Annotated in this window: 14 protein-coding genes; all 14 read right to left on the bottom strand. The window is 67.0% G+C overall.

What is annotated here, in order from left to right:
• Nucleotides 1-220: 220 nt before the first annotated feature.
• The 14 genes from lsr2 to AC5Y7D_RS08355 all read right to left on the bottom strand — a co-directional run bounded on the left by lsr2 (nt 221) and on the right by AC5Y7D_RS08355 (nt 12,646).
• Nucleotides 221-559 carry a histone-like nucleoid-structuring protein Lsr2 gene (gene lsr2 / locus AC5Y7D_RS08420; protein ID WP_055577626.1) on the bottom strand — a complete coding sequence of 113 codons (339 nt, stop codon included), beginning with the start codon at nt 557-559 and terminating at the stop codon, nt 221-223.
• Between the two features lie 116 nt (nt 560-675).
• Nucleotides 676-2,199 (bottom strand): lysine--tRNA ligase, encoded by a 1,524-nt coding sequence (lysS, locus tag AC5Y7D_RS08415; protein ID WP_499923015.1) that lies wholly within the window; start codon nt 2,197-2,199, stop codon nt 676-678.
• Nucleotides 2,200-2,334: 135 nt separating this feature from the next.
• Nucleotides 2,335-3,153 (bottom strand): type III pantothenate kinase, encoded by an 819-nt coding sequence (locus tag AC5Y7D_RS08410; protein ID WP_499923013.1) that lies wholly within the window; start codon nt 3,151-3,153, stop codon nt 2,335-2,337.
• Nucleotides 3,154-3,155: 2 nt separating this feature from the next.
• A complete protein-coding gene (gene panD / locus AC5Y7D_RS08405; RefSeq protein ID WP_499923010.1) occupies nt 3,156-3,611 on the bottom strand; it encodes an aspartate 1-decarboxylase in 456 nt (151 codons plus the stop codon).
• Nucleotides 3,611-4,537, bottom strand: coding sequence for a pantoate--beta-alanine ligase (panC, locus tag AC5Y7D_RS08400; protein ID WP_499923208.1), 927 nt, complete (start codon nt 4,535-4,537; stop codon nt 3,611-3,613). The genes panD and panC overlap by 1 nt, the downstream gene beginning before the upstream one ends.
• The gene (locus tag AC5Y7D_RS08395; RefSeq protein ID WP_499923008.1) at nt 4,537-5,448 is read right to left on the bottom strand and encodes a Rossmann-like and DUF2520 domain-containing protein; all 912 of its coding nucleotides are present in this window, start codon (nt 5,446-5,448) and stop codon (nt 4,537-4,539) included. The genes panC and AC5Y7D_RS08395 overlap by 1 nt, the downstream gene beginning before the upstream one ends.
• Nucleotides 5,449-5,550: 102 nt before the next feature.
• Nucleotides 5,551-6,840 (bottom strand): DUF6779 domain-containing protein, encoded by a 1,290-nt coding sequence (locus AC5Y7D_RS08390; RefSeq protein ID WP_499923006.1) that lies wholly within the window; start codon nt 6,838-6,840, stop codon nt 5,551-5,553.
• Between the two features lie 77 nt (nt 6,841-6,917).
• A complete protein-coding gene (locus AC5Y7D_RS08385; protein ID WP_499923004.1) occupies nt 6,918-7,397 on the bottom strand; it encodes a DUF3180 domain-containing protein in 480 nt (159 codons plus the stop codon).
• Complete coding sequence (gene folK / locus AC5Y7D_RS08380; protein WP_499923002.1) at nt 7,397-7,894, bottom strand: 2-amino-4-hydroxy-6-hydroxymethyldihydropteridine diphosphokinase; 498 nt, start codon at nt 7,892-7,894, stop codon at nt 7,397-7,399. The genes AC5Y7D_RS08385 and folK overlap by 1 nt, the downstream gene beginning before the upstream one ends.
• A 93-nt stretch (nt 7,895-7,987) precedes the next feature.
• Complete coding sequence (folB, locus tag AC5Y7D_RS08375; protein ID WP_499923000.1) at nt 7,988-8,386, bottom strand: dihydroneopterin aldolase; 399 nt, start codon at nt 8,384-8,386, stop codon at nt 7,988-7,990.
• Nucleotides 8,370-9,197, bottom strand: coding sequence for a dihydropteroate synthase (folP, locus tag AC5Y7D_RS08370; protein WP_499923202.1), 828 nt, complete (start codon nt 9,195-9,197; stop codon nt 8,370-8,372). Before folP ends, folB begins: the two co-directional genes overlap by 17 nt.
• A 19-nt stretch (nt 9,198-9,216) precedes the next feature.
• Nucleotides 9,217-9,819: a GTP cyclohydrolase I FolE gene (gene folE / locus AC5Y7D_RS08365; protein WP_499922998.1), complete on the bottom strand. Its 603-nt coding sequence runs from the start codon at nt 9,817-9,819 to the stop codon at nt 9,217-9,219.
• Between the two features lie 13 nt (nt 9,820-9,832).
• Nucleotides 9,833-12,067, bottom strand: coding sequence for an ATP-dependent zinc metalloprotease FtsH (gene ftsH, locus AC5Y7D_RS08360; protein WP_499922996.1), 2,235 nt, complete (start codon nt 12,065-12,067; stop codon nt 9,833-9,835).
• Between the two features lie 165 nt (nt 12,068-12,232).
• Nucleotides 12,233-12,646 carry a VOC family protein gene (locus tag AC5Y7D_RS08355; RefSeq protein WP_499922994.1) on the bottom strand — a complete coding sequence of 138 codons (414 nt, stop codon included), beginning with the start codon at nt 12,644-12,646 and terminating at the stop codon, nt 12,233-12,235.
• Between the last annotated feature and the right edge of the window lie 30 nt (nt 12,647-12,676).

Here is a 12,676-nt window from a genome sequence, read left to right as displayed (position 1 = left end):
ACATGGCCCGACACCGCGTACCTGTCGTCCACTGTAGTGGTCGGCCTGCCAGGGTTCATACCTCGCAGTGCGCACGGTTGCCCAGACGTAACTGGTTCAACCCGGTTAACGAGGAAAAGCGCCAAAGCGTTTCCCGATCCGGGCGGCGATCAGTTCGCCACAAGCGAAAAGCAAAACCCGGCGCCCGGGCATCGAGCCTGGGCGCCGGGGGCTTTGTCGTCTAGGTTGCGGCGTGGAACGCGTCGATGACGTCGGCCGGGATGCGGCCGCGAGTAGACACGTTGTGCCCGTTGCGGCGGGCCCATTCCCGGATCGCAGCGCTCTGCTCGCGGTCGATGGCGCCACGGCCCCGACCCGAACCGGAACGGCCGCGCCGCCTGCCGCCGACGCGACGACCCGCGGCGACCCATTGCTTCAGGTCGTTGCGCAGCTTCGTCGCATTCTTACTGGAAAGGTCGATCTCATAGGTCACCCCGTCAAGCCCGAATTCGACCGTTTCGTCGGCGGAGCCGGCACCGTCGAAATCATCGACCAAGGTGACGGTCACTTTCTTCGCCATTGGCTTACCCTCGCGTTTCTTCCTGTGCAGTTACACATCCAGTTTGGATAGACTCCCCACTGATCTAATCTGCCATAGCAAGGGAAAATACTCAATCTAGACACAACTTGTGCAGTTCAGTTGGAGTGCGGACGAACAATCGGGAACAATACTGTCTCCCGAATTGACAGCCCAGTCAAACACATCAACAACCGATCGATACCCATTCCCGTTCCGGTGCAAGGCGGCATGCCGAACTCCAGGGCAGCAAGGAAATCCTCGTCGAGTTGCATCGCCTCATCATCGCCGGCGGCCGCGGCCCGGGCTTGGTCAGCAAATCGATCCCGCTGCACTACCGGGTCGTTCAATTCCGAATAGCCGGTGGCCAGCTCCATTCCGCGCACGTAGAGGTCCCACTTCTCGGTTACCCCCGGGATACTGCGGTGATGGCGGGTCAGTGGCGTTGTCTCGACCGGGAAATCCCTAACGAAAGTGGGTGCGATCAGAGTCCTGCCCACCGTGTGCTCCCACAGTTCCTCGACGAGTTTGCCGTGACCAAAGCCACGGTCTTCGGGAATCTCCACATCGAGTTGCGCGGCGATCGCAAGCAACCGTTCGACCGACGTGTCCGGTGTGATCTCTTCTCCGAGCGCGTCGGAGAGGGAGGAATACATCTGCAGAGTTGCCCATTCTCCGTCGATGTCGTAGACGGTGCCGTCGGGCAGCGGGAGTTGTCTGGTCCCGATCGCCTCATCGGCCACCTCTTGAATAAGCTCCCTCGTGACGACTGCCGAATCGTCATACGTGCCGTACGTCTGGTACGTCTCCAACATCGAAAATTCCGGCGAATGCGTGGAATCGGTTCCCTCGTTTCGGAAGACTCGATTTAGTTCGAAGACCTTGTCGAAACCACCGACGATGCAGCGCTTGAGGAAGAGTTCCGGCGCGATCCGCAGGTAAAGGTCGATGTCGAGCGCATTGGAATGCGTGATGAACGGCCGCGCCGCGGCGCCGCCGGCCAGCGTCTGCAGGATGGGAGTTTCGACTTCGGAGAACCCGCGGCGCTCCAGCGCATTCCTAATTGCCCGGATAACGGCAATGCGCTGCCGGGCCACCGAACGCGCCTGCGGACGGACGATCAGGTCGACATAACGCTGGCGCACCCGCGCCTCTTCGCTCATCTCCTTATGGGCGACCGGCAGCGGGCGCAGCGACTTGGCGGCCATCTGCCAGGAATCGGCGAGGACGGACAATTCGCCCCGGCGTGAGCTGATCACGGTGCCGTGGACGTAGACGATGTCGCCGAGATCGACATCGGCCTTCCAGGCGTCCAGCGACTCCTGCCCCACCTTGTCGAGGCTGATCATCGCCTGCAACTGGGTGCCGTCACCGTCCTGCAGTGTCGCAAAGCACAATTTTCCGGTGTTGCGGGCGAACACCACGCGGCCTGCGACGCCGACCACATCGTCGGTCGCGGTGTCGATGGGCAGATCTGAGTGGGCCGCACGAACCTCGGCCAGAGTGTGGGTCCGCGAGATCGCCACCGGGTAGGGGTCGCGGCCTGCTGCCAGCAGGCGGGCACGCTTGTCCCGACGGATCCGGAACTGCTCGGGAAGTTCCCCTAGGGGATCTCTGTCGGGGTCTCGATCGGCGGCACTCACGACGTGCCAGCTTAAATGAGTTCGGGCCGACACTCTGCGCGCGGCCTCGCCCGGCTCACCTCGACACGTGACCTCGCACCCGGCACACGCCGCCCGTCACAAGCGGGCGAACGGGTGCGCGGCGCCCTCCGTGGCTCAGCGCGCGGTCTTCAGCCGGCTGCGCTGGGCATCGCGATTACGTTCGAAGACCAGCCGCAGCCCGTTCAGCGTCAGGTGCCGGTCGTAATGCTCCACGGTGTGCAACTCGGGCAGCAACAGCGGCGCGGTGTGCCCGGTGGCCACCACAGCGACGTCATCGGCGGCCGAGAACCCTTTGACGTCGTCGCGGATCCGGCCGACCAGTCCGTCGACCAGCCCGGCGAAGCCGAACACCGCGCCCGCCTGCATGCATTCCACCGTGTTCTTGCCGACCACGGATCGGGGCCGGGCCAGTTCCACCCGGCGCAGGGCAGCCGAACGCGCTGCCGCGGCATCGGAAGACACCTGCACGCCGGGCGCGATCGCGCCACCGAGGAACTCCCCCTTGGCCGAGACCACGTCGACACAGATCGACGACCCGAAGTCCACGACGATGGCGGCCTTGCCGAAGTTGTGGAATGCGGCCAGGCAGTTCACGATCCGGTCGGCACCCACCTCTTTGGGGTTGTCGACCAGCAGCGGAATGCCGGTGCGTACCCCGGGCTCGATCAGCACATGCGGGACGGACGGCCAGTACTGCTCGAGCATGATCCGCACCTCGTGCAGCACCGACGGAACGGTGGACAACCCGGCGGCACCGGTGAGCCGCTCCGCATCCTCACCGATCAGGCCGTCGATGGTGAGCGCCAGCTCGTCGGCGGTGACCTCGGACTCGGTGCGTATCCGCCACTGCTGTACTACTTTGCCGTTCTCCTTGGCTCCGGCCAACAAGCCGACGACGGTGTGGGTGTTGCGGACGTCGATCGCCAGCAGCACGGCTACCGCACGCCGATCCGCGGGTCGTGGGGGTACCACCCGCGTGCGGGGGACAACTCCCCCATACCGGGTGGGACGCCGTCCGGGACATGAGCAGGGTCGCTACCGAGGTCCATCTGCCTGTTCTCGGCATCGACGAACACGATCCGGGGCTGGTAGGCGCGCGCCTCGGAGTCCTCCATGGTGCCGTAAGCGATCAGAATCACCAGATCACCCGGATGAACGAGATGCGCTGCGGCGCCGTTGATTCCGATCACCCCGGTGCCGCGCGCACCGGTGATCGCGTAGGTGACCAACCGCGCGCCGTTGTCGATGTCCACGATGGTGACCTGTTCACCCTCGAGCAGATCGGCGGCATCCATCAGGTCGGCATCGATGGTCACCGATCCGACGTAATGCAGGTCGGCCTGGGTAACGGTGGCGCGGTGGATTTTCGACTTCAACATCGTTCGTAACATCAATTCCTCCAATGCGATTGAGCGTCCGGCCCACTGGTGGTGCCGGCGAGATTGCCGATTTGAATCGCCACGTTGTCCAGAAGCCTGGTGGTGCCGAGCCGCGCTGCGACCAGCAGCCGGCCGGATCCGTTGGTGGGCACCGGACCCAGTTCGGTATCGCGCAGCTGGAGGTAGTCGACCTCCAGGCCGGGCGTGGCCTGCAGCACCGAGTTCGCCGCGTCCAGCGCGGCCTGGGCGCCTTGGCCGGCCGCATGGGCGCCCGCGCTCAGGGCCGCCGAAAGTGCCACGGCGGCTTCCCGTTGCACCGGGTCCAGATAGCGATTTCGCGATGACATCGCCAGGCCGTCGCGTTCCCGCACGGTCGGCACGCCGACCACCTGCACGTCGATGTTCAAGTCGGCGACCATCTGCCGGATCAGCACCAACTGCTGATAATCCTTCTCGCCGAAGAACGCCCGGTCCGGCCGCACAATCTGCAGCAGCTTGAGGACGACGGTCAGCACACCCGCGAAATGCGTTGGGCGCGCACCACCCTCGAGCTCGGCAGCCAGCGGACCGGGCTGCACGGTGGTACGCAGGCCGTGGGGATACATGCCGGATGCTGCAGGGGCGAACACCATCTCCACACCTTCACCGCGCAACAGCTCGATGTCCCTGTCGAGGGTGCGCGGGTAGGCGTCGAGGTCTTCGCCGGCGCCGAACTGCAGAGGGTTCACGAAGATCGACACCACCACCACCGAACCCGGCACCCGTTTGGCGGCGCGCACCAGAGTCAGGTGACCTTCGTGCAGCGCTCCCATGGTGGGCACCAGCATGATTCGCCGCCCGGTGTGCCGCAACGCGCGGGCGACATCGGTGACGTCGGCCGGTGTCAGGTACACATTGAGTTCACCGGGCTTGAAGGCCGTCGGCTTCTTGCTGCCGATCACCGCGCCAGCACCTCGACCACATCCTCGGGAGCATGCGCGCGCTGCGCGGTTCGCAACGCATTCACCCGGTAGGCCTGCGCAAGCTGGGGATCGGCATCTCCGAGTGCGTGCAGATGTCCGGCGACGGCGGCGGCGTCACCGCGAGCGACAGGGCCGGTAAGCGCGGCCTGACCGCGCTGCAGCGTGTTCTCCAGCGCCGCCCGGGCCAACGGACCCACGATGCGTTCGGCGATACCGCCGGGCTGGTTGTCGACTCGTTGTTGACCGAGCAGTTCGTCACCTTTGAGCGCGGCCCGCAACGCCTCCAGCGCGTCGGCCAGCACGGTCACCAGGTGGTTGGATGCGTGGGCGAGCGCGGCGTGGTAGAGCACACGGGCTTCCTCGCGCACACAAAACGGCTCCCCGCCCATCTCCAGGACCAACGACTGGCCGATGGCATGTCCGACTTCGTCGGCGGCCGTCACACCGAAGCAGGTGTCGGGCAACCTGGCGATGTCGTCGTCGGCGCCGGTGAAGGTCATTGCCGGGTGAATCGCCAGCGGGATACAACCCTGCCGGGCGAGCGGGTCCAGAACCGCTATCCCGTTGGCACCAGAGGTATGCACCACGATGGTGCCCGGCCGCACCGCCGAGGTGGCGGCCAACCCGGCCACCAGACCGGGCAGCTCACTATCGGTGACCGCCAACAACAGCAGTTCGGCACCGGCGGCGACGTCGATCGGCGGCAGCACGGGTGTATCGGGCAGCCGGCGCCGCGCCCGCTGCAGGGATGCATGGGAAATGGCGCTGCACGCCACCACGACGTGGTCGGCACGCTCGAGCGCCACCCCCAAGGCGGTCCCGACCCGGCCGGCAGAAATGATACCCACCTTCAGCCTGGCCGGGCGCAGACCGTCGAACTGCTCCATCGCAGACGACCTCACAGATTTATTCGTTCGTTCCAGTCCCACAATTCGGGTACCGGACGGTCACTACGACTCTAGACGATTCTCCAGATCGAGCACAGCGTGTCAGGCGTCACGGCGGCGCCGCCGGCCGCCTCCGGTGGGCTGGACCTGGAAGCGTGCCAACAGGTCGGCGGCCGATTGACCACCGCTCTGCGGCTCGTCGCCGTGCTCCGGCTCCTCGGCACCGCGGTGCCGGGGAGTGGGGGGTGGCGGCGGCGGGGGGGCAAGGCGCGGGGGCGCTGGTGCGGCCGCGGGCTCCGGGACCGGCGGGGAGGTTTCGGAGCCGGGCTGGGAATCCCACCGACCCGTGAAGTTTCCGACACTGTGCTCCCGGTACTCCGCGGAATGACGGGAGCGCGAACGTCGACCCCCGTACTGCGACACCGGGCCATCCTGGGGGGCACCGATGACAACCTCACCCGGTTCATCAGGGTCGGGCCGGTAGCGCCTTCTGCGACCGCCGGACTGCGCGCCTGCCTCGGGCTCAGCTGCGGCCGCCGCCCCCCAGTTGCTGCCCGGCGCTCCGGGTGGCAACCACTGTCCCTCGGCGGCCACCGGCTGCCAGGCGGCGCGCTGTGGTTGCGGCGGCGGCTGGTACTGCGGCTGAGGCTGGAATTGCGGCTGCGGGGGCGGTGGCCGGTGCCGGGGCTGTGGTTGCGGTGGAGGTGTGGGCGCGAACTCGCGGACGTGGGTGGGCTGGCGCGGCGGCAACAGCGGTTCCTCGGGCACGTCGATGATGGCGGCTTCCTCCTCGCGCGCAGGGAACTCCTCCCGCGGTTCGTCCGGGCGTACGGCGGTCACCCGATCGCTGGCCACCCAGTCGGCGGGCGGGACCTCACCGTTGCTGGCGCCGTTCTGCGGGCGATCGGTCAGCGCCCGCGCGGCCTCCCTGTTGAGGGTCTCCAGGGCCGGACGGTGTTCGAGGTCGGTGTCGAACAAGATTTCCAGGTTGGTGCGCAGCGCCGACAGTTCCGCCCGCAGCGCCGCGATCTCGTCGGCGGCCTGCGCGCGCAGTTCGGCGGCCAGTTCCCGGCGCAACTGCGACTCCACCGAGAGCTCGTACTCGCGGCGTGCCGAGATTTCGCGGTCCAACTGAAGGTCGTAAACCAGCTTCATGTCCCGCGCCCGCGCCTGGTCAGCCTCGGCCTGCCGGCGGTACAGCACAGACACGAAGGCGCCGGCCACGGCGGCCCACAACGCCAGGATCACAGCGAGCTTGAGAAGTTCCACCCGATCGGTGAAAACCAGCGCGGAACTGGCCCCGATCGCCAGGACCAGCAACGTCGTCAAGAGCACCCAACCCGGCCTGCGGCCGCCGCGCCGTACCCGGGCGCCGCGGGACAGAACGGTCATGGCCCCTGACTGTACCGGGCGAGGTCACTTGGCGTGTCGCGCCAGTCCGGCGATTCTCGCCAGGAGTTGCCGTCCGGCTAAGTCTCCACTCCCTCGCCCTGCTCGGCCGGCTCCTGGGGCGGCGACTTACAGCAATGCTGCAGCCACATCGCGGCTATCACCAGAGCCAGCGCGCTGGCCGCCGCCACCACCGCGCCGCCGGTGTCCTCGGCGGCGGCCCGCATCCACGACCGCCGGGGCAGGAAGTAGACCAGCACCCCAACCCACCAACCGAGCATCACCGCGCCGACCCAGGTGGACGCCTTGGCGACCATCAGGCTGCGTGCCACTGCGAGCGGGTGCAGCCAACCGGGTGCGTCGCCGATTTCGCCGTCGTTGATCTTGGCGCGGACGTTGCGGGCCCACAAACCCTCTGCGACGGCGACCACCAGCAGCGAGGCCCCACTCCACACCGTGATCGGAGGAAAGTACCGGTACAACACGGTGATCAGCAGGTATCCCAGGAACGCCGCACCGAGCACCACGGCCGTCAGGTCACGTTTGCGAGTCGGTCCCATCAGATTTCCAGCGTCAGCGTCGTCGGGCGTACGCCTGTTGCGTCGCCGTCCAGCTGGCCGAGCAGTTCGGTCACCGGCCGGCTGAGCGCAGCTTGCGGATCGACATCCAGCCACGGCACCAACACGAATGCCCGAAGATGCGCCCGCGGGTGCGGCAAGGTCAGGTCGGGGTCGCTGAGAGTGATCGCACCTTGCGGTCCGTAACAGGCGACGAGGTCGACGTCGAGCGTGCGCGGACCCCAGCGTTGGTCCCGGGCGCGTCCGGCGGCGGCCTCTAGTTCCTGCCCGCGAAGCAGCCAGTCCCGGGCATCGCGGTCCGGATCGTCGGCGACAAGCACCATGTTGAGGAACGGCTCCTGGTCGACGCCACCCCAGGGGTCGGTCTCGTATATGCGCGACACCGCCCGGACCGCATCGCCCAACCCGGCTGCGACCGACCGCAGGTGGCCCAGGCGGTCACCCACGTTAGAACCGACCGACAACACCACCCTGGTCACCCGCCGCCCCACCTCATCGCTTCGTCCCCCGCAAGCGGGTGGGGGTACCTCCCACTTGTGGGGCCGTGCCCCCACTGCATCGTCGCCGGCGCGTCATACCGCCGCATCCGAGGTCACCGCACCGCGCCCGCCGCGTCGCGATCGCCGGGTCACCACCGCGACGTCGTTGAACGGCAACGGAATCGGGGCCTGCGGCTTGTGGACGACCACTTCGACGGCATGCACCCGCTCGTCCTGCATCACCTCGTCGGCGATCTCTCCCCCGACCGTCTCGATCAGGTTGCGCGGTGGCCCGCCGACGATCTCGGTCGCCCGCTGAGCCAGACGGACGTAGTCGTAGGTGTCGGCGAGTTCGTCGCTGCGGGCCGCGTCGGCAAGGTCGATCCACAAGACGATGTCGATGACAAACCGTTGCCCGGCCACCCGCTCGTGATCGTAAACTCCGTGGTAGCCATGAACGATCAAGCCACGCAACTCAATTCGGTCGGCCATCGCACTCTGTCCTTTCAGATTTGTGCCACGCCTGGACAACCTTCAGGGCGTCGACCGAAGCGCGCACGTCATGCACCCGCACACCCCACACCCCGTGCAGCGCCGCCAGTGCGGAGATGACCGCCGTCGCTGTCTCCCGGCCATCGGGCGGGCGGGGCGTGCCGTCGGATTCGGCCAGCAAAGTACCGAGGAAACGTTTACGCGAGGCGCCCACCAACACCGGAATCCCGGTGGCCACCAACTCGTGCAAGCCGTGCAGGAGAGCCCAATTGTGTTGTGCGGTTTTGGCGAAACCCAGCCCGGGGTCGATCAACAGTTTCGCCGCGTCGACTCCCGCGGCCACCGCGTCGTCCACGCTGGTCAGCAGGTCGGCGCGCACGTCGGCGACCACGTCGCCGTAGTTAGGCACCCGGTGCGGCTGGTCTGCCGAAGCCGGCCGCCAGTGCATCAGCACCCACGGCACCCCGGCGTCGGCCACCAGTGGCGCCATGGCCGGGTCGGCTCGTCCGCCGGACACATCGTTGACGATCTGTGCGCCGTTCTCCAGTGCCGCCCGCGCCACCCGCTCGTGCATGGTGTCGATGCTTACGGTGACTCCCTGTGCGGCAAGCTGTTTGACCACCGGCACGACGCGCGCGGTCTCGACCTCCGGGTCCACCCGGACCGCGCCGGGCCGCGTCGATTCCCCGCCGACGTCGACGATGCCCGCACCTTGGGCAGCCAACGCCAACCCGTGCTCGACGGCATCGTCGAGGTCGAAGTAACGTCCCCCGTCGGAGAACGAGTCGTCAGTGACGTTGAGCACCCCCATAACCTGCACGGGGCCGAACTCACTTGCGCAGAATGAGATCGAGCGCTTCGGCTCTAGAGGCCGCGTCTGTCTTGAACTGGCCGCGTACAGCCGAAGTCGTCGTGGTCGAACCGGGTTTGCGAACACCGCGCATCGCCATGCACAGGTGCTCGGCCTCGATCACCACGATCACCCCGCGCGGATCCAGTCGCTGCATCAGCGCGTCGGCGATCTGGCTGGTGAGCCGCTCCTGGACCTGCGGTCGCTTGGCGTACAGGTCGACCAGCCGGGCGATTTTCGACAGGCCCGTCACCCTGCCGTCTTCACCGGGGATGTAACCCACGTGGGCCACCCCGTGGAAGGCGACCAGGTGATGCTCGCAGGTGGAGTACATCGGTATCTCCTTGACGATCACCAGCTCGTCGTGGTCCTCGTCGAACATGGTGTTGAGTACCGAGGCGGGATCGGTGTAAAGCCCCGCGAAGATCTCCCGGTACGCGCGAACCACGCGAGCCGGCGTCTCCTGCAGGCCATGCCGATCCGGGTCTTCGCCGAGCGCGATCAGTAGTTCGCGGACCGCCGCCTCGGCGCGGGCCTGGTCGAACAGCATTGCGCCGGTGTCTGTGGATTCCAACTGCGTCATCGAACCCTCCTGGTCAGCCGTGGCCCGGTGGGTTGGACCGGCTCACATCCTTGTCGAGCTGCCCAGCTGACTCTTCGGCACCGGCCTCGTCGGAGTCCGGGCCGGGGTAACCGGGTGCGGGTTGCGGCCGACTGGACGACGGCGGCGGCCAACCGGGTGCGTGCCATCCGGCCGGGGCGCCGTAGTCCGGCTGGGTGGGCTTGTGCGAACCATTGGCACCGCGAGCAGCACTGTCGCCGTTTCCTTCGGCCTGGGCCTCCTCGGCGGCCTGGCTGGCGCGCGCGATCGCCACCTTGAACGCGGGCTCCGGCACCGGCTGGGGCCAGGGTTCACCCCGCTCGATGGCCAACTCGCCCGGCGTCTTGATCGGCGGCTTGTCCGACGGAATGCGGCCACCAAAGTCGTCGAACATGGTGAGTCTGGGGCGCTTCTCGACCTCGCCGAAGATCGCCTCCAGCTCGGACCGGTGCAGCGTTTCCTTCTCCAGCAATTCCCCGGCCAAGGTGTCCAGCACGTCCCGGTACTCGGTGAGGATCTCCCAGGCTTCGGTGTGCGCCGCCTCGATGAGCTTGCGCACTTCTTCGTCGATTTCCCGGGCAACCTCATGCGAATAGTCCGCCTGGTTGCCCATGGTGCGGCCCAGGAACGGGTCACCGTGTTCGGTGCCGTACTTCACCGCGCCGAGCCGCGCGCTCATGCCGTATTCGGTGACCATGGCGCGCGCCACCTTGGTGGCCTGCTCGATGTCCGACACCGCTCCCGTGGTCGGCTCACGGAACACCAGTTCTTCAGCCGCGCGCCCACCCATCGCGAACACGAGCTGCGCGATCATCTCCGAGCGCGTTCTCAGTCCCTTGTCTTCCTCCGGCACGGCAACCGCGTGTCCGCCGGTACGGCCGCGAGCCAGGATCGTCACCTTGTAGACCGGGTCGATGTCCGGCATCGCCCAGGCCGCCAGTGTGTGCCCGCCCTCGTGGTAGGCGGTGATCTTCTTCTCCTGCTCGCTGATGATGCGGCCCTTGCGGCGCGGCCCCCCGATCACCCGGTCGACCGCCTCTTCCAGCGCCGCGCCCGTGATGACGGTGCCGTTCTCCCGCGCGGTCAGCAGAGCCGACTCGTTGATCACGTTGGCCAGATCGGCGCCGGTCATGCCGACGGTCCGCTTGGCCAGTCCGTCCAGGTCGGCGTCGGGGCCGATCGGCTTGCCTTTGGAGTGCACCCGCAGGACCGCGCGACGGCCCGCCAGGTCGGGGTTGGTCACCGGGATCTGGCGATCGAAACGTCCGGGCCGCAGCAGCGCGGGGTCCAGAATATCGGGCCGGTTGGTCGCGGCGATCAGGATGACACCGGCACGGTCGCCGAAGCCGTCCATCTCCACCAACAGCTGGTTCAGGGTCTGTTCCCGCTCGTCGTGCCCGCCGCCCAGACCGGCCCCGCGCTGACGGCCGACAGCGTCGATCTCGTCGACGAAGATGATGCAGGGGCTGTTCTGCTTCGCCTGTTCGAAAAGGTCTCGGACCCGCGACGCGCCCACGCCGACGAACATCTCGACGAAGTCTGAGCCGGAGATGGTGAAGAACGGCACGCCCGCCTCGCCTGCCACCGCGCGCGCCAGCAGCGTCTTGCCGGTGCCGGGCGGGCCGTAGAGCAGCACGCCCTTCGGGATCTTGGCCCCGAGCGCCTGGTAGCGGGAGGGGTTCTGCAGGAAGTCCTTGATCTCGTAGAGCTCCTCGACCGCTTCGTCGACGCCGGCGACATCGGCGAAGGTGGTCTTGGGCATGTCCTTGGACAACTGTTTGGCGCGGGACTTGCCGAAGCCGAACCCCATCCGCGCGCCGCCCTGCATGCGGGAGAACATCACGAACAAGCCGACCAGCAGCAACAGCGGCAGCGCGTAGACCAGCAGTTCGCCGATCAGGCTGCCTTCGTTGACCACCGTGCTGACCTTGGCGTTCTTCGCGGTCAGCGCATTGAACAGGTCGACTCCGTAGCCGGTCGGGTATTTGGTGATGACCTTGTCGGAGTTCTCGGTGTCGTTGTTGCCCTTCTTCAGCGTCAACCGCAACTGCTGCTCGCGGTCGTCGATCTGCGCACTCTTGACGTTGTCGGTGTTGATCTGGGTCATCGCCACCGAGGTGTCGACGGGCTTGTAACCGCGGGTGTCGTCGCTGAAGTAGAAGAACGACCAGCCCAGCAGCACCAGCACCGCGACTGCCGTAACGGTGCGGATCACGTTTTTACGGTTCATCAATCATCGGCCGAGGGGGCCAGGTCCTTCCGACAACGCAGCTGGAAACGTCCAGGCTACCGCCCGTGGCGATCGCCGGCTCCGTCAATGTCTATTAGTAAGTCTCTTAGTCAACGCGCGGAAGTTCCCGGTGGCGGGCGTCCGGCCAAACTTCGCCGCACCGGGCTACTCGTAGTAGCGGGCCTCGACCACGTTGCCGTCCGGGTCGGCGAAGTAATAACCCTGCGGCGCCCAGCCCCGCGCGCCGAAGCTGTGGTTGCGCCGCGCGGCGGTATCCACGCCCTCGGCCTGCAACCGGCGGTCCAGCGCATCGTACTCGGCCTTCGTCATGGCCAGGCAGACATGGTTGACCGGATGCCCCGCACTTCCGCGCACCTTTGTCATCGCGTCGGTGCCGGCAGCGGCTACGGCCGGCATCAAGTCGATGATGGAGTCGTCACAAACCCGCACGCTGGGAAACGGCGCCGCACCGGCCCGGAACTCCTCGAATCGGACCGGCGCCAGCCCGACCACCCGCGTGTAGAAATCCATCGATACCGCGGGATCATTCGTCCACAGCACTACATGGTCAAGCCGCATGAAACTCCATGATGCTCGGGCGGGCGGCCG

This window comes from Mycobacterium sp. NGS49 (genome assembly GCF_059812565.1).
The sequence above is the reverse complement of the archived record's forward strand: the minus strand, read 5'-3'. Positions and strand labels throughout refer to the sequence as shown.